Source organism: Trueperella bonasi (assembly GCF_030811535.1).
Classification (GTDB): domain Bacteria; phylum Actinomycetota; class Actinomycetes; order Actinomycetales; family Actinomycetaceae; genus Trueperella; species Trueperella bonasi.
Window position 1 is genome coordinate 1,070,661 of sequence record NZ_JAUSQX010000001.1, and the last position, 18,647, is coordinate 1,089,307.

Here is an 18,647-nt window from a genome sequence, read left to right on the forward strand (position 1 = left end):
CCGCCGGTTGCTAGTCGTTTCTGCGCGTGTTTTGCCGTAGCAGCGTGCGCTGAATCGGCACGGTGGCCAGTACGGCGGCAAAGGTGAGAACGACGCCGATCGCGATGACGACGCCGAGCATCGCCAAGTTGTCTGGATCGGGGGAGACGTTCTGGCCAATCCCAAATATTGCGCCGATTCCGATTGCAACAGCAAGCATGAGCAGCAGGGGTGGCATCACCTGCCATAGCCGTGCACGCAGGTGGATGGCGGGCGGCATGCCCATCTTGTGAAGGGAGTGCGCTTCGTCTAGGCGGTCGAACACATCGGAGGTTTGTTGGATGAGAGTGGACGTGGCGCCCAAGATGAGCGCAACTGCCAGGGCGATGGCAACGCCTTGGACGATGTCGCCGCGGATCGTGTGCAGGAGTCCCATCGCCGCCGCATCATCGCCGTCGACGGTGAGCGAAAACCTCGTGCCAAAGACCACGATTGAAGCGACGAGGCCCATGAGCGAAATCGCTGAAACGGTTCGCCATGCCGCTTGCGGATTGTCAATCACTCGACGGGCTCCCAGCAGCCGCGCCGCGTTTCCAGTGCGAGCAAACGGGCGTGTGGCAACCTGAATAAACCACGGGCCGGCGATGGACACCGCGAGAAATAGGAACGTCAAAACGGTGGCAAAGCCAAGAATTTGCATGGTGGTCGATTCCAGACTCGTCTTTCGAGCCAGATGAATCAGAAGGGGAAATACGACGAGGATCCCGATCGCACGCCAATGTTTCACGACGGCAGGGGTCTCCCGGCGCGATACGCCAAGCGGCGTGATGGAGACGCGGCGTAGCCCCAGCACGGTGGAAATTAGTGTAATCAGCGCGACCAGGGCGAACGCCGCGATGAACCCCCACCATGGCAGAAGCATTTCCCTGCTGGCGATGTTAAAACTCGTGAAGCTGACGTTCTCCCACAATGGGAGTGAGGCCAGGTAGATGCCGATTCCGATAGTGAATCCCGCGAGTGCCTGAAGTGCGGTCTCTACGATGGTGATGAGATTGACCTGTAGGGCACTCATGCCGATCAGGCGAAGTGAGGCAAGCCGCCGGCTGCGCCCGTTCGCGCCCAGCCGCGTTGCAGCAGCGCCCAAGCTCAGCAGTGGAACAATGAGCAAGCTAAGAGCGACGATTGCTAGCCCGAAATAACTTCCACCAACTCCTGAGGCAAAGCCTGGTTCCACGCCCATGGCGCGCACCAGATCCTCGCCTACCGTTTCCATCCGGTTATAAAACATCCACACGCCGCCCAGCACGGTGAGCAGTAGCCATGCCGACACCGAGAACGCAACAACCGCGAACACGTCGAGTAGAGCGCTTCCACGAGCGTTGCGGATCCGGGCCGTGGCAAGATTCGATGCCATTGTGAACGTGTTCACGCCCCCACCTCCGGATCTGTCGAATTGCCGAGCTGTGCTAGGCAGCCAAGCTGCACCGGGTTGCCCGGCTGTGCAGCTTCAACTCCAGCGTTAGCTAGCACCTGCGCCATCGGGCGGTCGGTGTGGATCAGTCCGTCGCGGATTTCGATGAGCCGGTTCGTCCACGAGGCCACCTTGAGATCGTGAGTGACGACGACGAGCGTGGTTCCGTTCATCCGCGCCGTCGTCGAAAGTACCTGCATCACCTCGTGCCCCGTGGCCTGGTCGAGCGCGCCGGTGGGCTCGTCGGCAAAAATAATCGCCGGATTAGCTACCATGGCCCGCGCAATCGCCACGCGCTGGGCCTGGCCGCCAGACATCTCGCCGGGTCGCTTCTTCTTTTGATCTCCCACGCCGAGGCGAGCGAGCCACTCGTCGGCAGCCCGTAGCGCCCGCCCGCGCGAAGCTCCACTTGCCATCAGCGGTAGCCCCACGTTTTCGCGCGCGCTGAGTTCGGGCACAAGCTGGCCATCTTGGAACACGAAGCCGAAGCGTTCGCGCCGCAGCTTCGAGCGCTCGGAATCTTTCAGTGCGGTGACGTTCACGTCGCCAAGGCGCACCTGGCCGCCGTCGGGAAGCAAAATTCCGGAAAGGACGTGAAGAAGCGTCGATTTGCCCGAGCCCGAAGGCCCCATAATGGCCACGAGCTCTCCCTCGTCAATCGTGATGTCCACCCCGGCAAGGGCGTGGACGGAGCCGAATAGTTTTATCAGGCCGCTGGCCTGCAGTTGTACGTTCATGGTTCCATTCAAATCGCTGAACTCTGGTTTTAACATGGTGCCACATGGCGAATTCGAGGTAGAGCTAGGTCTACCATTGAGCTTGCCAGCCCGGCGACCACGCGCGCGTGGCTATGCTAGACGCATGAGGTTACGCAAACGCGCCGTCGCGGAGGAGATTGCGCAGCTCACCGAATCGCGCAGGGGCATCGTGGAGGCGTTCGAAATTGAACGACGCCGGATCGAGCGCGACCTCCACGACGGCGCGCAACAACACCTCGTCGCCTCCGGAATGGCGATCGGCGAAGCGATTTTCATGCTCGAACAGGCGGGGAGTGTGCCGCCCGCACTCGCGGATCTGCCTAGCGTGTTAGCGCGGGCGCTTGACGCCAACGAGGCGGCGCTGAAAACGCTGCGCGAAACCGTGAATCAGATCCATCCGAAGGTGCTGTCCGATCTAGGGCTCGAACGCGCGATTCGCGACGCCGCAGAGCGCAGCCCGGCCACCGCCCGAGTGGTGGTTCCCCACCCGCTGCCCGCGCTGCCAGAAGGCGTGATGGCAGCCGCCTTCTTCCTCGTAAGCGAGGCGCTCACAAACATGGTGAAATACGCACCCGGCGCGAATGCGACCGTGCTACTTGCCGCAGATCAGGCGCTGAAGGTTTCCGTTGTCGACGACGGCCCTGGCGGGGCAACCATCAAGCCGGGCGGCGGGTTGGCTGGCTTGCGCGAACGGCTTGCAGCATTTGGCGGCTCTTTGGACGTACACTCACCGCCCGGCGGCCCCACCACGATCGCGGGCACAATTCCGCTACTGTTGCGCCGCGGGGAAAGCGCAATCAGCACCCAAAAGACGGGTGACGCGGATGAAAGGTAACCCGTGCGGGCTGGCAAGTAGGGGACGGGCAAGTTCGGGACGAAAAGGAGCGTAATCGTGAAGGTATTTCTTGCAGACGACGCCGTGTTGGTGCGCGAAGGTTTAGCCGGCATTTTAGAACGGGCGGGTCACGGCGTCGTCGGCAGAACCTCCGACGCGCCTGCCACGGTAGCCGAGGTACGAACGCTTCTGAGCGCCGACCCGCAGGCGATCGACGTACTGGTGACGGACGTTCGCATGCCACCGGGCATGGCGGACGATGGCCTGCGCGCCGCCGCCCAGCTTCGAGCAGACTTCCCGGAGCTGAACATCATGGTGCTCAGCCAATACGTTGCACCAGCTTACGCTTCGGCGCTGTTCGACCCTGCGGCGATGGCGCGGCCGGGCGGCGAACACGGCGGGCTAGGATACCTGCTCAAGGAACGCGTATCCCGGGTGGCCGATTTTGTGCGATCGCTGGAAGTGGTGGCCAGTGGCGGGATCGTGGTTGACCCAGAGGTGGCCGCGGGGCTCGTGCGCGGGAAGGCGAGCGCCCTTGACGCACTCACTCCACGCGAATCAGAAGTGCTCGAGCTGATGGCTCAGGGAAAATCCAATGCGCAGATCGGCGAGGCGCTGGTGCTCTCGGCCGCCGCAGTGTCAAAGCACGTTGCGAACGTGTTCTCCAAGCTCGGGCTGGCACCGGGCGAGGACAACCGGCGGGTACGGGCCGTTCTCACCTATCTCACCGCCACCGGAGCGGTGTAATCGGCTCGCCCAATTCCCTGCTCTTCTCCTGGGCTAGGCCCTAGCGGGGGTTGCTAAGGCACGCCCGGAGGTCCCTTGTGCCTAGGGAGGTCGATAAGTCGCAGGGGGATCGGTAAGCCAGCAAAATCTTGAACTCCCTTGGTTTACGGACCTCCTTGGAATTTATCGGCCCCCGCGGGTGAGAGCGACCCCCGTGGGCAAGACCAACCCCCGGAACGAGCCAACATTGTTCCAGTGAGCGTCGCATTGGTAACTTTTGAACTATGCCTCGCGATCGAATAAAAAAGACCTGCCCCTCGAAGGAGGCAGGTGGTATTAGTTACATAGTATGCGCCTAACGTTTATTCTTGCAAGTCATGTGTATCTCTGTTGTAGGGAGCGCGGAAACTAGAATTAAGCGGCAACCAATATTTGAGAATGGGCAATAACAGAGGCCAAGCATTTTCACCAATCCTCAGGTTTTGAAAGATTTCCGATTTTCGTGGGTAATTGGCTATTGAGAATGTCTGAGGGCGTGAGACGATACCACCAGTGATTTCCAACGCCATCATCTGGCGTACCTCTGAGGTCGCCTGCCAATGGGGATCGGCTTGGATTTACCACGCCGACGGGAACTTGTTTTCGTGCGTAACGAATGGGAAATGCGAGATCAGAGTCATTACTTATTGCGATGGCACCATCAATTCGTTTTTCTAGGATGTCAATGAGTAAGTGAGAAGCGATGTTGACGTCGCTTCCTTTTTCTTCTCGCCGGGAGACGCTGGCCATAAACAAGCCGTCAGTAATATTGCCATGTTGGTCGCTTGACACTTTAATTGGCCAGGCCGGACGGACGATGGAAGGTTTTCCGTGTCTATTCTTAATGGCAAGCGGCGCGTTGGCTACGCGCTCTACGTAATGGCCTAATTCCAAGCTGTCTATGGAACCCGAATCTTGAAGCGCTCGAATGTATACATCCTGATCTCGGGGGCCAGTTAGATTTGGAGCTGACGAGCTCGCTTTGATTTTCGCGGTGCAGTAAACGACCCTTAAGTTTGTGGCTTTCCATCTCGGCTTCGTCGCCAAGATAGTTTTCGAGAGTTTGCGCAGATCGATCCAGCGCCAACCAGCTGTTCCTCTAGAGAAAAGACCGCGGGCCCCATAGTACAAATTGAAACCGTCAACATATACGCCTATTCGCATGCCCTGATTTTATAAAGTGTATTCTAGGTGTGCCCGAGTTATACACAGGGCGATGTTTGGGTGTGAAAAGTGACGCCCGGGCATAGACGTGAAGCAATCTAACCGGAGCTGGTATAAGCCAACATTGTTCCAGTGAGCGTCGCATTGGTAACTTTTGAACTACGGCTCAGCCTCACGAGCGCATAAAAAGACCTGCCCCTCGAAGGAGGTAGGCGGTCTTGGCACCATGGTATATATGTGAAGGCAATCGATTGCAATGGAGTAAGGAGAGCACATGAGCGAACCGGTGTTCGTGATGCGCTCGCCCGGCCAGGCCATCAAGTTCGCCCTAGCCGCAGCGTTTTTAGTATTTCTGCTGGTCATCACATACGTAGACAGCGCGGCAGTGGCCACCTATCAGCCGATTTTAATCGCCGGCGGTGCGCTTGCGATTGCCGCATCCTTGTGGCTCCTGCCGCGTATTGAAGCAAGCCCGGCGGGAATTATGATCGTCAATGCACTTCGGAATGAGGTTCTTGACTGGGCGCACGTATCCGGTTTCGATCGTAAGTATGCGCTGACGATCCTGACGAACGACGACGAGCGGATAGTCTCCACTGCCTTTCCTTCGGGAGGCGGACTGTCCGCTGGGATATCCCAACTGCGAGGCGACCGCCAGGCTGCCGAGCCGGTGCGCTGGCATTCCCAAGGCCGCCATACGATCCGAGTCAGCCAGAGTCAAGCCCTCCAGATTCTGGAACGGCTCGAAGAGGCTTCTGCGCGGGCGCAACAGCCTGGGCACAGACGGTCAATATGGAACACTCAGAGCCTTGCTTTAATCGTAGGCGGAACAACGGTGTCGACTGCCGGGTTTGCATTGCTTCTATAAGCCGTCTCAATAAATGGTCACATGAAAAGCGCGTGTTAAAGTGTTGCGGAAAAGTTATAAAAGAAAGTTATGAAAGATTTTGAAGACCGTTGGGCACGCCCGAGTTGGCGCCATTCTAGCGGTATTTTCTCGTTTAAGTGCCGTGGCGCGATTGTTATCAAAGGAAGATTTCAGGAGCAATGATAGCGCCATATGTGGCTGTATAAATGAGTAAGAGTTTCGGTTCCGTAAGTAATGTGCGCTAATATGTGCGAAACGTTGTGAATACTTCGCAACGTGGAGAAAGATCCACGCAATCCGCGCAAGGGGCTGGCCAAGGTCGGCAGATCAGACACTCCGCATTTTCTATACAAGAGAGATGGCATATGAAGAATAGAAAGTCACTTTCACTATTCGCCGGAGCGGTAACAATCGCTCTGGCTTTGGGCGCTTGTTCGTCCAACGATGCAGACGACGTCGTCAAGGGTGGCGACGACGGCGCCGAGACCGGCGGCGGCACCGTAGCATTTACCACCGGTGCTGAAGAATACGCCGGTTACAACACGCAGATTTCAGCGAACTATTCGACCGGTAACCGTGTTGTTGCTGACCGTATGGGGGTTGGCTTCGGCTACTTCAACGCCAATGGCGAGTGGCAGAAGGGCACCGAGCTCGGCGACTACGAGATGGTCTCTGAAGACCCGCTCACAATCAAGTACACGATCAATGAGGCCGCCGTATACGAGGGCGGAACGCCCATCACGTGCGAGGACTACTACATGGACTGGGTCTCCCAGAATCCACAGTGGATCATGGATGCCCAGGAAGCAGCTGGCAATACGGACGACGCCGGAAACACGGCTCCGTTGTTCGACAACGTCTCCTCACCGGCCTCCTACGCGAACCCGGTTGCGAATGGTCCAGAGTGTGAAGCTGGCGACCGCTCCTTCACCATCACCTACAGTGAGCCAAACCCGGACTGGGAGCTCGTCGTCTCGGGCGCTCTGCCTTCGCACGTTGTGGCTGAAGCCCTCGACATGAGCAAGGAAGATCTTTTCAAGGCATTAAAGGATCAGGACTTTGAAGTGGCCCAGAAGGCAGCCGACTTCTGGAACAACTGGTACTCGCCGAACCCGGGTGAGCTCCAGCCGCGTGAGCAGGTTCCTTCCTACGGCCCCTACACCTACAAGGATGGTGGCTGGCAGGCTGGCGAATATATCACGCTCGTGCGTAACCCTGACTGGTGGGGCGAGCCAGCCGCAACCGAAGAGTTCGTGATTCGTCAGGTTGCCCCTGAAGGCCAGATCCAGGCACTCGCTAACGGCGATGTCAACGTGATCGAACCGCAGGCGACCCAGGATGCGATTGACACCCTGAACGCCACTGACGGCGTCAGCTTGCTGACCGGATCCACCATGATCTGGGAACACCTCGACTACAACTGGGCGGAAACCTCCGTCTTCCACGACAACCACGAGCTCCGTGAGGCATTCGCATACTGTGTGCCACGCCAGGAGATCGTTGACAAGCTCATCAAGCCGCTCAACCCTGACGCAGAGGTCATGAACGCACGTGAGTACTTCCCGACTGACTCGGACTACCAGGAAGTGGTTAATCACGCATACGACGGCCGCTACGACGAGGTCGACATCGAGAAGGCGAAGGAACTCATTGCAGCCTCAGGCGTCGAGAATCCGACGGTCCGTATTGGCTACTCGGCACCTAACCAGCGCCGTGCCGATCAGGTGAGCCTCATCCGCTCTTCATGTCAAGAGGCTGGTTTCACCATTGAAGACATCGGAGCTGAGAACTTCTTCGCCCCAGATGGCGCGCTAAGCACCGGCCAGTTCGATGTCGCACTGTTCGCATGGTCCGGCTCCGGCCAGATCGTCTCCGGTGCAAACATCTACGAGACCACCGGTCAGCAGAACTTCTCCAAGTGGGCAAATGACGAGGTTGACTCTGAGTGGGCGCGCGTGCGCCAGTCGCTTGACCCGGCTGAGCACCTCGATGCCAAGAAGAACATCGAGAAGCTGCTGTGGGACGAACTGTACAACCTGCCGGTCTTCGCGCACCCCGGCGTCGCCGCACATACCGACGGTCTAAAGAACGTTGAGCGCAACGTCACACAGGTTGGTATTCCGTGGAACGCTGAAAAGTGGGCTTGGTAATCACTTGATTGCCTTAGCAGTCCATTAACCGATTCGGGGCACTAGCAGAATTGCTGTTAGTGCCCCGAATCACGCGGGCTATCTCTTCTTGGGTGGCATTGCGAACAAAATTTTTTGCAAATTAAAGAACTCGGGTAAGGTGTGCTCGTTAGGTCGCATGACCTTTACCCTGAAAAATTATTGGCGATCGTCTCGGGCGGAGCTGAAATAGAACAAGGAATCCAACCATGGCCAAGTTCATAGCGAAGCGGATAGGCATTTCCGCATTAGTGCTTTTTGTTGCCTCGGTGTTGCTGTATGTGCTTGTGATTAACTCGGGCGATCCGTTGGCGGATCTGCGCGAGTCGAATGACATTAACCGCGAAAACCTGATGGAGCAGCGTGCGGCACGGATGGGCTTGCACCTGCCGTGGTATGAGCGTTACGCCTCGTGGCTGCGCGGCGTTCTTGGGTGCTTTGTTGGCCAGTGTGATTTTGGTGTGAGCCGCAACGGGCAGTCCGTGAATGCGTTGCTTGCCGACGCCGCCAGCTCAACTATCCGGTTGGTTCTCCTTGCGACGATCTTGGGTATCGTCGTTGGCATTTTCTTCGGTGCGATGACGGCGATCCGCCAGTACTCCGGCTTCGATTACGTTGTGACGACGATGGCATTCATCTTCTACTCGTTGCCATCGTTTGTGTTCGCCGTGTTGCTCAAGGAGTACGGCGCAATCCGCTACAACAACTGGCTTGCGGACCCGTATATTTCGGTGCTGGGCGGACTATTGTTTGCCGCCTTGTTTGGCCTGTTCATGCAGGCCATGGTGGCTGGCGACAAGCAGCGCCGCGTGATCACATTCACGGTGAGCACGGTTGCCGTGTTTGGCTTCGTGCAACTGCTGTCTGTGACAGGTTGGTTCAGGGATCCGCAGGGCAGCATCCTCATGGTTGTGATCGTCGGCGTGGCAGCTGCGGTACTGTTCACGGCTCTTCTTGTGAGCCTGTCGAATCGCCGGGCAGTTGTAGTGACGCTTGCGGTTGCCGGTAGCTACCTTGCCGTCATGATCGCAATGAACGGCGTCTTGATCGATCCGAGCTACCCCATTTTGGGCTTGGTGCTGATAATTGGCATCGCACTGGCCGTGATTATTCCGCGCTTCTTTGGCGGGTATGCCCGCGAAGCGATTCGCGGGGCCTCGATCGCGACAGTGATTTCCATGTTCGTGACGATGATCGTCATGTACGTTGCTCGTTTTTGGACCCACTACACCAACATGGTGGGCGGGAGGCCGATCTCCACGATCGGTTCAGGAACGCCTAATTTCCGTGGTGGGGATATCTTCTGGCTCAGCTTTACCGATTCGTTCACACATCTCATCTTGCCGACGATTTCGCTGACGCTGATGTCTGTGGCCTCGTACACGCGTTACACGCGCTCCTCGATGCTTGAGTCGCTTGGCCAGGATTATGTGCGTACGGCCCGCGCGAAGGGCATGCCGGAACGTACGGTGATCACCCGCCATGCTTTCCGTAATGCGCTTTTGCCGATCACGACGATCGTCGCCTTCGACTTTGCGGGCTTGATCGGTGGCGCGGTGATTACGGAGAAGGTGTTCGGCTGGAAGGGAATGGGTGACCTTTTCCGGGTTGGCCTCGAACAGGTTGATCCCAATCCAGTGATGGCGTTCTTCGTTGTGACCGGAACGGTGGCCGTTTTGATGAACATGTTTGCAGATATTGCTTACGCTTCGATCGACCCGCGGATTCGGAGGTAGTGGCAGTGATGATCGTGAAATTTGTGGCACAAGGAGGCTCTCATGCGTGATGAGACCAATCCGAGATTCCCCGAGCCGATGCCCGATGGTGAACCGGATCGCTTAGGCGAGGTTCAAGATTCTTCGTTAAGTGCAGATATTCACCACCCTGCCGTTCAAGAAGACGGAACCGGGCCGGCGTCGCAGGCTCAGGCTGACGCTGTGAAAACGGCGGTTGCTGGCAGTGAGAATTTTGACCTCGTTGAGCTCGAGGATGAGGTCCTGGATAACACCGCTGATCGCTCGTATTCGCAGGGGCAGTTGGTCCTGCGCCGGTTTTTGCGGCACAAGGGTGCGATGATTTCCTTGGTGGTGCTGATCGGCATCATTGTGCTGGCGTTTACCTCGCTTGGTTTTGGCCCAATTCCGGGATGGTATCCGCATTCGTATATCACGCCGATGCCAATTGAAAACGGTGGTGCCCCAACCATTTCTTGGTCTGGCTTTGGTACGCATCCGTTCGGGCAGGACAACGTGGGTGTGGACTACTTCGCGCTGGTGAAGCGCGGTACGCAAAAGTCGATCATTATCGCGTTGATTGTTGGTTTGGTGTCGACGGCGATCGGCACGGCTATCGGCGCTATCGCGGGTTATTTCCGTGGCTGGACAGAGGCTATCCTCATGCGTATCACGGATTTGTTCATCGTGATTCCGATGCTGGTTCTTGCTGCTGTGATCGGTCAGATGGTTGGCGGCGGCGGTATCGTGCTGCTCGCCGTGATGTTGGGGCTGCTGTCCTGGACGGGCTTGGCGAGGTTGGTGCGCGGTGAAGTTCTTTCGCTGCGTGAACGGGAATTCGTTTCTGCCGCGCGCGCCGTTGGTGCTCCCCCGAGCCGAATCATTGTGCGCCACATTCTTCCCAATGCGCTTGGCACGATCATCGTGTCTGCGACGCTGTCGATCGCCTCGGCGATCTTGTTGGAGACATCGCTGTCCTATCTTGGCTTTGGCGTACGAGCTCCGGAAACGTCGCTTGGCTTGCTCATTAATAACTATCAGCAAACGTTCTCGACCCGCCCGTGGCTGTTCTTCGCCCCGGCGGCGATGATTTTGGCGATTGCCCTGTCGATTAATTTCATTGGCGATGGCCTGCGTGATGCGTTTGATCCGCGGCAGAAGGCAAAGGTGTAGGTCATGGATAAGGCAAAAGTGCCCGCGGGCAAAGTTCTTTCTTTCGATAATCTTGACGTTCAGTTTAAGACCGAATTCGGCCGTGTTCATGCGGTCCGGGGAGTGTCGATCGATGTTAAAGCCGGCGAAGTTGTTGCCCTTGTTGGTGAGTCTGGCTCCGGTAAGTCAGTGACCTCGATGACGGCGCTTGGGCTGTTGCCCGGAAATGCGGCGATCGAAGGCGATATCAAGGTGGGCGATTACAATATTCGCGCTCTGAGTTCGCGCGGGTTGCGCAATGTGCGTGGCAACGAGGTTGCGATGGTGTTCCAGGAGCCGATGACGGCTCTTAACCCGGTGCTCACCGTGGGCTTTCAGATCGTTGAGGCACTCGAAATTCACGGCCTGTACTACGGGGCAGCTGCGCGTAAACGCGCGATTGAGTTGCTCGAGATGGTTGGGCTAGATAATCCGGAGATGCGGTTTGATCAGTATCCGCACGAGCTTTCGGGTGGTCAGCGCCAGCGCGTCGTCATCGCGATTGCGATTTCGTGTAACCCGAAGGTGATCATTGCTGACGAGCCGACGACGGCGCTCGACGTCACCGTTCAGGCAGACATTCTTGATTTGTTGCGCTCGTTGAAAGACAAGCTGAACACGGGCATTCTTCTGATTACCCATTCGATGGGTGTGGTTGCCGATATGGCCGATCATGTTCACGTGATGTTCCGCGGCAACATCGTGGAATCCGGGACGGTTGAGGATGTGCTGATGAGGCCCGAACATCCGTATACGAAGCGTTTGCTACGTTCGGTGCCCAGGTTGGGCCAGGGACGCAAACAGTTCGGGCTTCGGGAGATGTCGGAGGATTTCGACATCGACAACAAGGTGCTCAAGGTTAAAGATCTCGTTGTTGAGTATGAGATGCGCGGGCGTGAACCTTTCCGCGCGGTCGACGGTGTTTCGTTCGATGTGGCGCACAGCGAAATCGTTGGCCTGGTGGGCGAATCTGGCTCTGGTAAGTCAACGATTGGTAAGACCTTGTTAGGTCTGCAGCCTGCTGCGGATGGCGAGGTGGAGATTTTCGGGGAAGACCTCCTGTCTTTAAAGGGCAAACAACGGCGCGAACGTTCCAAAGACATCGGCGTGATTTTCCAAGATCCTGCAGGTTCGCTCAATCCGCGATTCCCGATCGGTAGCTGTATTTCGGAGCCTCTCGAGGTGCATAAGATCGGTAATGCGAAGGAACAGGAAAAGCGCGTTTACGAAATGCTGGACGCGGTGCAGCTGCCCTCGTCCACGTTTAATCGCTATCCACACGAGCTTTCGGGCGGTCAGCGCCAGCGTGTATGTATCGCGCGCGCGTTGATTACGCGGCCGGGCTTGCTGGTTGCTGATGAGCCGACGTCGGCACTCGATGTGTCCGTGCAGGCGAACGTGCTGCAAATGCTGGCCGATTTGCAGGCCGAATTCGGCTTTGCGTGCCTGTTTATTTCGCACGATCTGGCGGTGGTGGATCTGCTCGCGAATCGTGTGGTGGTGCTCCAAAACGGCAAGGTGGTTGAGCAGGGCGATCGGAAAGACGTGCTGCACAATCCTCAGCAGGATTACACGCGCCGCCTCATGGCTGCGGCGCCAGTGCCGGATCCGAACGAGCAGCGTGAGCGCCGCGAATCGCGCCATACCCTGCTTCGGGAGCTTGGCGAGGAGATCTCCGAACTGAAGATCTAAGGGGCTTTTTAGCTACCCGAAAGGGTGGCGATCGCAGCGGGGTGGGAGCAAGAGGGTGTCACCCACGCCTGCAGCAGGTCGGGTGAGGGCGACACGCCGAAAAGTTCAAGTAGTTTTTAGATCTTTGCGCCAGAACCCGCCAAAGCATGCATGAGGTGCTGTTCACTTCCTCAAATAACATGCATGTAGTTCTAAAGTGGCTACTATATGTAGTGTTCGAAAAAAATCAACGCACCACATTTAGGGATTAACGAAAATTTCGCATAGCAGCGTTATTTCCGTGAATTCACCGCAAAAGATCACCATCGGGGCGTTGACTAGGAGATCACGCAACGAGAGAGGCTCACACATGTCGCTTGACGTCACCACGAAAATTACAGTTCTCAAGCGGGATGGGCGCTCGGTTCGTTTTGATGCCTCCAAGATCTACCGCGCAATTGAAGCAGCGCTCAACAGCCGAGGTATAGAGGATCACGAGTTCGCCGCGCAGGCCACCGACGCCGTCGTTGCCAACCTGCCGCACGAAAACCTCGACATCCCAACGATCCAGCGCGCCGTCGAAGATCACCTCATGGGCTCAAAGTACCCGGAAGTTGCGCGCGCATACATCGAATACCGCCATGACCGCGATGTTGCCCGCGACCAGGCGATGGACGTCCAACACTCGGTGGGCAAGCTGCTCTCGCGCGATAAGTCAGTCGTCAACGAGAACGCGAACAAGGACGCCACGGTCTTCAACACTCAGCGAGATCTCACCGCCGGTTCGGTCGCGAAGGCTTACGCGCTTAAGCACATGTTGCCCAAGCACGTGGCCAACGCACACATCAAGGGCGATATCCACTTCCACGATCTTGATTACAACCCGTTCCAGCCGATGACGAACTGCTGCCTCATCGACATCCCCGGCATGCTCCGCGATGGCTTCCAGATCGGCAATGCCCGCGTGGAATCCCCGAAGTCGATCAACACGGCCTCCGCGCAGATTGCGCAGATTATTGCCAACGTGGCCTCCTCGCAGTACGGCGGCACGTCGGTGGACCGCATCGACGAGGTGCTCGCACCGTACGCGCAGCTTAATTACAACAAGCACATGGTCGACGCCGAAAAGTGGGTGGCGCCGGAACTGCGCGAAGATTACGCGATGGCGAAGACCCGCAAAGATATCTACGACGCCATGCAGTCCCTCGAGTACGAGATCAACACGCTTTATACTTCGAACGGTCAAACCCCGTTTGTCACGCTCGGTTTCGGCTTGGGCGAGGGCGTGTTCGAGCGCGAGATTCAAAAAGCAATTCTCGAAGTGCGCATCGGTGGCATCGGTAAGGACAAGCACACCGCGATCTTCCCGAAGCTCGTCTTTGGTCTGCGCCGCGGCGTCAACCTCGAGCCCAGCGACCCGAACTATGACATCAAGCAGCTCGCTCTCGAATGTTCGGCAAAGCGCATGTACCCGGATGTGCTCTCCTATGATCGCCTCGTGGAAATCGAGGGCGATTACAAGACGCCGATGGGTTGCCGTTCCTTCCTGCCGAAGTGGGTAGATCCGGAATCGGGCGAGGCCGTCAATGCCGGCCGCAACAATCTCGGCGTCGTCACGCTAAACATCCCGCGCATCGCCATTGAGGCGCGCGGAAGCATTGACGCGTTTTGGGAAATTTTCGACGAGCGCATGGAGATTATGCGTGAAGCGCTCCTCTTCCGCACCGCACGCTGTGAGGACGCGACGCCGGCCAACGCGCCGATCCTGTACAAGTTCGGTGCTTTCGGTAAGCGCGCAACGGAGGAGGAAACGGACGTCAAGAAGTTCTTCCGCAACCATCGTGCCACGGTGTCGGTAGGCTACATCGGCCTGTACGAAGCGGCCACGCTGTTCTATGGTCCGGAATGGGAGTCCACCCCGGAGGCCAAGGAATTCACCTTCGAGATCCTGCGCGCGCTGAACCGCTACACGGATCAGTGGAAGCGGGACTACCCCTACTGGTTCTCGGTGTACGCAACGCCGTCGGAATCGCTCACGGACCGCTTTAACCGCCTTGACCGTGAAAAGTATGGCGTGATCGAAAACGTCACCGACAAGGAGTACTACACGAATTCCTTCCACTACGACGTTCGTAAGAAGATTTCCCCGTTCGAGAAGATCGACTTCGAGGCGCCCTACGCCGAGCTCACCAAGGGCGGTTTCATCCACTACTGCGAGTACCCCAAGCTCACGCACAACACGAAAGCATTGGAGGCCGTGTGGGATTACGCGTACGATCGCGTGGCCTACCTCGGCACGAACACGCCGATCGACAAGTGCTACGAGTGCGGTTTCGAAGGCGAGTTTTCAGCGACGGCGGAAGGCTTCGAGTGTCCGGATTGCCACAACACGGATCCGGCCACCTGCGACGTCGTCAAGCGCACCTGCGGCTACCTCGGTAATCCGCAAAAGCGCCCGATGGTACACGGCCGGCACGTGGAGATTTCGTCACGCGTGAAGCACATGGATGGCCCCACTCGTGAAATCTAAAGATCGCGCGGAATGCGCGCGATGGATCGGATGATGTTCAGTGCGGGTGGAAGATAGCGACGGCGTCGTCATTCCCGAACCCGGGCAATGGCGGGGCGAAGCGCTGTCTGCCGGCTATGTTGCAGACTATAAGCCGTTCAATTTTGTGGACGGCGAGGGTGTGCGCTGCTCGTTGTACGTGTCGGGTTGCCCGTTCAAATGCCCAGGCTGCTATAACGCCGCCGCGCAAAGCTTCCGCTACGGCAGGCCGTATACGGACGAGCTCGAGGAACAGATCTTCGAGGATCTGAGCCAGCCATACGTGGCCGGGCTGTCGCTCGTGGGCGGCGAGCCCATGCTATCTACCCCGATCCTATTGCCGCTCGTCAAACGAGTGCGCGAACGCTTCGGCCCCGCCAAGGATGTATGGATTTGGACGGGTTACACCTACGAGCAGCTGCTGGCGGAAACCGCAGATAAGCGCGAGCTTCTCGAGCTTTGCGATGTTGTTGTGGACGGCCCGTTCATCCAGCGGCTCTACCACCACGATCTGGCCTTCCGCGGCTCGAGCAACCAGCGGATTATCGATCTTGGGGCTTCCCGCGACGACGCCGGCCGACTCGCTCCCGAACCAGTGCTCTGGTCCTCCGGGCGGCGGGACACGGAGGGTACGACGTCGTTCGTCAACTCGGCTCCGCCGTTAAGCTAAACAGCGCAGCCGACTTTCAGACAACCTTGGAATTAATTGGCCGGTTTGGTGCGGGCATGTAGGCGCTGCCCACGCACTCTTGTACAATTTCGAGGCTGCCCTGAATGCCGTCGCCCAAAACCAACGCATTCGCGCTCAATATACATAAGGTACGCCGATGACTTGAATCGACTCCATTTCGAAATTACACTGAGCGTCACAATGCTACTAGGCACGACACCAAGGAGCGGTCATGAAAAGAGTACGCATATCCGTTTTTGTTTCAAGTGTCGTTATTCTCCTGATTGGGGGCGCATTTACTGCTCAAGCAGAACCTACCGACAGCTCTCCAGCTACAATCGAGACCCTTGATGGTTGGGAAACAACTTTCAACGAAACCACCCAGAGTGAAGATCCTACAGCCCCTAATTTCGTACCCGCCCCGACCGATTCACGTTACTACCCAAGTTTCCGCTTTCCTTTAGATCAGATTCGACCATTAGATGCCAGCGGTACTCAGTTTTCAGGAGGATTTACAATCACGGTTAAGGGAGTTCCAGTGAGAATCCCACGATTGGCACTCGATCACCAAATTTTCGGGAAGGGTCTAGTTGTTTCAAGCGAGTGGGCTAAGATAATTGCGCTTGGAGGCAACATTTGTAACTACCAAATTGAATTTCAGAATCGATGGGGAAATACCGTTTACCGAACTGATCGATCACCGATCTACAATCGATGCGTGTCGATTGCGTCTAACAGCGGTATGATTATGAATCCATCGTTAAACCCCGCACGACCGCGAACAATGAATCGTGGCGTCCAATGTGCGCGGCTCAAAGTCAATGGTGTATTCGTAACCGAGCAGTGCCATTCAATAGTGAGGTGAAATCGGTGAGAGCTTCAGTAAAAATACTATTGGCCACCGGAATCATAAGTGTGATCGCATCGATTGGTCTGCTTATAGCTTCACTTAATGGACTATACCGAACCCATGCGTGGCTTCACGACGGCATGCCGGTAGATAGTTTCTCGCTAGCGCCGATTCTATCCGCATTCTCTTACCTACAATGGGCGGTCGGCTTGGTTGTGCTTGCCATCCTGTGCTTTGGATTCGCGTTCGCCCTCTCAAAGCGCGGCGAGTTGCCGAATAGCAATCCCTATAGAAGCGAAACCAATGTACTTGTCGCGCCAAAAGCCTAGTCAAACGAAGCGCAGGTAGGGAAATCACGTCGATAATAGGCCGATTAGCGAAACTAACGATGGCTGGCGGACCCCCAGCGCGATTGGAATCCCACTGGTCCTATCGCAACCATAGGCAGGCTCTGGGCTAATCGCTTGCCCCCGGAAGAGCATTAGTTTGCAGATTCTGGTGCGGGCATGTAGGCGCTACCCACGCACTCTTGTACAATTTCGAGGCTGGCCTCCATGTCCTCGGCCGAGGGCTGGTAGGAATCCCGATCGTTAATGATTCCATCGATGGCCTCGTCAGACATCTTGGAGTCAATTCCATTGGCCATGCAATCAACGAATTCGTCGTAAGCCTTGCGTTCTTCGTCGCTAAGGTTTTCCACATCTCCGCCGAATTGGGATTCCGCCGATTCGGCGATTGCTTTTTTGATCTCGCCGACTCGTGAACCGGCGTCGTTCCCACAGGCGCCAAGGGCGAGTGCGGCGGCTAGAAGTGCTGGAAGTTTGCGGCTCATGTTCCTCTTTCCAAAGATAACTAGCGTGGGACAATAGGAATCATGCACACAACGAAGTGCGGGAGGTTTTCGCGGATATTTGGTGTCGACGAGGATTCTCATGAATTGCTTCGCAGGCCATCCACCAGTGCCTGAACGTCGTCCTCACTTTCTAGTCCCATTTTTTCTGCAACTCCTTTGAAAGTGGACTGGGCCTTATAAATTGCTTGCTCGGAGGCGTTGCCGATGGTGAAAAGGCCGTCCTGATTTTGCATAAATAAGACTTTGTCGCCGGTTTTCAGCTTCAGTGCTTTCCTGATTTCGAGCGGCACGGTAATCTGCCCATTTGCGGAAACTTTGGCTAAATTCACGGATCCACCTTCCATAACTCAACTAAATCAAGAATTCTTGTTTTAGTTGAGTTTATCAAGAAGCGTTGCGGCATGTTGTTGAGAAGAGTGTAGACGGCCAGGAGTGCCCGGTTGCCCTCGGAGGTTCGTCCCGTCGCTGGAGGTCCGTCCCGTCGAAGGGGATCGGTAAGCCACGGAAATCGCGGAAATTCGTGGCTTATCGACCTCCGCGCGACTTATCGACCTCTGCGGGCGCGATCAATCTCCGTAAGTGTAACCATTCCACGCGCGGCAGGTAAGTGAACGCGCGGCGCGCATGTGTGAGTACGGTGGGCATATCTACAAACCGTACGTGGATATACGAATGCCGAGGAGTTCGGGGAGGAAAGGTAAAGCCCCGAACGCCTCGGCAGTGAGGAAAGCGGCCTGTTTAGCCGCCCATCACCGCCTCCGTGAGGATGTGCTGGCAGGCTGACGCGGCCTCTATGATGGCAGTCTTCTCTTCTTCGGTTGCTCCGGCGTTTTCGTCCTTTTCGACGAGGTGCACGAGGGTTTTCTCTGAGACGTCATCGTAGAAGCCGTCCGCCCAGCACTTCGAGAACTCTGCAAGAGCATCGTCGCCAACGTGCTCGCCGACAGAGCCCATGGAATCGGCGCCAATTTCGGTGAGCGCTTTGACTACCTCGTCTTTGCTTGGCTTACCTGAATCAGAGCATGCTGCCAGGCCGAGGGCGAATGCGGATGCGGAAATAATTGCTGCGATCTTACGCATGAGGTTCTCCTTGTGGGTCGTTTAGAAGCGCAGTGTTGACAAT

General features: G+C 56.9%; 15 protein-coding genes and 1 pseudogene. 10 read left to right on the forward strand and 6 right to left on the reverse strand.

The window, feature by feature from the left end; translation table 11 throughout:
- Positions 1–10: 10 nt before the first annotated feature.
- Positions 11–1,408, reverse strand: coding sequence for an FtsX-like permease family protein (locus J2S70_RS05045; protein WP_307682646.1), 1,398 nt, complete (start codon positions 1,406–1,408; stop codon positions 11–13).
- Positions 1,405–2,130, reverse strand: a pseudogene (locus J2S70_RS05050) (ABC transporter ATP-binding protein); the annotation flags it as partial. The gene J2S70_RS05045 and the pseudogene J2S70_RS05050, both read right to left, overlap by 4 nt.
- Positions 2,131–2,311: 181 nt before the next feature.
- On the opposite strand from J2S70_RS05050, the gene J2S70_RS05055 reads away from it, so the two are divergent.
- Positions 2,312–3,043 (forward strand): sensor histidine kinase, encoded by a 732-nt coding sequence (locus J2S70_RS05055; RefSeq protein ID WP_307682648.1) that lies wholly within the window; start codon positions 2,312–2,314, stop codon positions 3,041–3,043.
- Positions 3,044–3,100: 57 nt separating this feature from the next.
- Positions 3,101–3,790: a LuxR C-terminal-related transcriptional regulator gene (locus J2S70_RS05060; RefSeq protein WP_307682649.1), complete on the forward strand. Its 690-nt coding sequence runs from the start codon at positions 3,101–3,103 to the stop codon at positions 3,788–3,790.
- 444 nt (positions 3,791–4,234) lie between these two features.
- Here the strand turns inward: J2S70_RS05060 and J2S70_RS05065 are convergent, their stop codons facing one another.
- Positions 4,235–4,972 carry an NYN domain-containing protein gene (locus J2S70_RS05065; RefSeq protein ID WP_307682650.1) on the reverse strand — a complete coding sequence of 246 codons (738 nt, stop codon included), beginning with the start codon at positions 4,970–4,972 and terminating at the stop codon, positions 4,235–4,237.
- Between the two features lie 274 nt (positions 4,973–5,246).
- Between J2S70_RS05065 and J2S70_RS05070 the strand changes: the two genes are divergently transcribed.
- From J2S70_RS05070 to J2S70_RS05105, 8 genes are all read left to right on the forward strand, one after another.
- Positions 5,247–5,840 carry a PH domain-containing protein gene (locus J2S70_RS05070; RefSeq protein ID WP_307682652.1) on the forward strand — a complete coding sequence of 198 codons (594 nt, stop codon included), beginning with the start codon at positions 5,247–5,249 and terminating at the stop codon, positions 5,838–5,840.
- A 365-nt stretch (positions 5,841–6,205) separates the two neighbouring features.
- On the forward strand, positions 6,206–7,990 hold the full coding sequence (locus tag J2S70_RS05075; RefSeq protein WP_307682653.1) for an ABC transporter substrate-binding protein: 1,785 nt from the start codon (positions 6,206–6,208) through the stop codon (positions 7,988–7,990).
- A 227-nt stretch (positions 7,991–8,217) separates the two neighbouring features.
- Complete coding sequence (locus J2S70_RS05080) at positions 8,218–9,744, forward strand: ABC transporter permease (RefSeq protein WP_307682654.1); 1,527 nt, start codon at positions 8,218–8,220, stop codon at positions 9,742–9,744.
- A 42-nt stretch (positions 9,745–9,786) separates the two neighbouring features.
- On the forward strand, positions 9,787–10,914 hold the full coding sequence (locus J2S70_RS05085) for an ABC transporter permease (RefSeq protein ID WP_307682655.1): 1,128 nt from the start codon (positions 9,787–9,789) through the stop codon (positions 10,912–10,914).
- A gap of 3 nt (positions 10,915–10,917) precedes the next feature.
- The gene (locus tag J2S70_RS05090; protein ID WP_307682656.1) at positions 10,918–12,624 is read left to right on the forward strand and encodes an ABC transporter ATP-binding protein; all 1,707 of its coding nucleotides are present in this window, start codon (positions 10,918–10,920) and stop codon (positions 12,622–12,624) included.
- 349 nt (positions 12,625–12,973) lie between these two features.
- The gene (gene nrdD, locus J2S70_RS05095; RefSeq protein ID WP_307682657.1) at positions 12,974–15,133 is read left to right on the forward strand and encodes an anaerobic ribonucleoside-triphosphate reductase; all 2,160 of its coding nucleotides are present in this window, start codon (positions 12,974–12,976) and stop codon (positions 15,131–15,133) included.
- Positions 15,134–15,179: 46 nt separating this feature from the next.
- On the forward strand, positions 15,180–15,821 hold the full coding sequence (nrdG, locus tag J2S70_RS05100) for an anaerobic ribonucleoside-triphosphate reductase activating protein (protein WP_307682658.1): 642 nt from the start codon (positions 15,180–15,182) through the stop codon (positions 15,819–15,821).
- A 232-nt stretch (positions 15,822–16,053) separates the two neighbouring features.
- Positions 16,054–16,686, forward strand: coding sequence for a hypothetical protein (locus J2S70_RS05105; RefSeq protein WP_307682659.1), 633 nt, complete (start codon positions 16,054–16,056; stop codon positions 16,684–16,686).
- 466 nt (positions 16,687–17,152) lie between these two features.
- Here J2S70_RS05105 and J2S70_RS05110 read toward each other — a convergent pair whose 3' ends face one another.
- The 3 genes from J2S70_RS05110 to J2S70_RS05120 all read right to left on the reverse strand — a co-directional run bounded on the left by J2S70_RS05110 (position 17,153) and on the right by J2S70_RS05120 (position 18,604).
- The gene (locus tag J2S70_RS05110; protein ID WP_307682660.1) at positions 17,153–17,503 is read right to left on the reverse strand and encodes a hypothetical protein; all 351 of its coding nucleotides are present in this window, start codon (positions 17,501–17,503) and stop codon (positions 17,153–17,155) included.
- Positions 17,504–17,601: 98 nt separating this feature from the next.
- Positions 17,602–17,853, reverse strand: a complete 252-nt coding sequence (locus tag J2S70_RS05115; RefSeq protein ID WP_307682661.1) for an AbrB/MazE/SpoVT family DNA-binding domain-containing protein — start codon at positions 17,851–17,853, stop codon at positions 17,602–17,604.
- Positions 17,854–18,262: 409 nt separating this feature from the next.
- Positions 18,263–18,604 carry a hypothetical protein gene (locus J2S70_RS05120; RefSeq protein WP_307682662.1) on the reverse strand — a complete coding sequence of 114 codons (342 nt, stop codon included), beginning with the start codon at positions 18,602–18,604 and terminating at the stop codon, positions 18,263–18,265.
- Positions 18,605–18,647: the final 43 nt, after the last annotated feature.

Coding starts and splice junctions, on each gene's coding strand:
- J2S70_RS05090 (WP_307682656.1), top strand. CDS start 10,918: ATGGATAAGGCAAAAGTGCCCGCGGGCAAAGTTCTTTCTTTCGATAAT.
- J2S70_RS05085 (WP_307682655.1), top strand. CDS start 9,787: ATGCGTGATGAGACCAATCCGAGATTCCCCGAGCCGATGCCCGATGGT.
- J2S70_RS05075 (WP_307682653.1), top strand. CDS start 6,206: ATGAAGAATAGAAAGTCACTTTCACTATTCGCCGGAGCGGTAACAATC.
- J2S70_RS05120 (WP_307682662.1), bottom strand. CDS start 18,604: ATGCGTAAGATCGCAGCAATTATTTCCGCATCCGCATTCGCCCTCGGC.
- J2S70_RS05065 (WP_307682650.1), bottom strand. CDS start 4,972: ATGCGAATAGGCGTATATGTTGACGGTTTCAATTTGTACTATGGGGCC.
- J2S70_RS05110 (WP_307682660.1), bottom strand. CDS start 17,503: ATGAGCCGCAAACTTCCAGCACTTCTAGCCGCCGCACTCGCCCTTGGC.
- J2S70_RS05055 (WP_307682648.1), top strand. CDS start 2,312: ATGAGGTTACGCAAACGCGCCGTCGCGGAGGAGATTGCGCAGCTCACC.
- J2S70_RS05080 (WP_307682654.1), top strand. CDS start 8,218: ATGGCCAAGTTCATAGCGAAGCGGATAGGCATTTCCGCATTAGTGCTT.
- nrdD (WP_307682657.1), top strand. CDS start 12,974: ATGTCGCTTGACGTCACCACGAAAATTACAGTTCTCAAGCGGGATGGG.
- J2S70_RS05105 (WP_307682659.1), top strand. CDS start 16,054: ATGAAAAGAGTACGCATATCCGTTTTTGTTTCAAGTGTCGTTATTCTC.
- J2S70_RS05070 (WP_307682652.1), top strand. CDS start 5,247: ATGAGCGAACCGGTGTTCGTGATGCGCTCGCCCGGCCAGGCCATCAAG.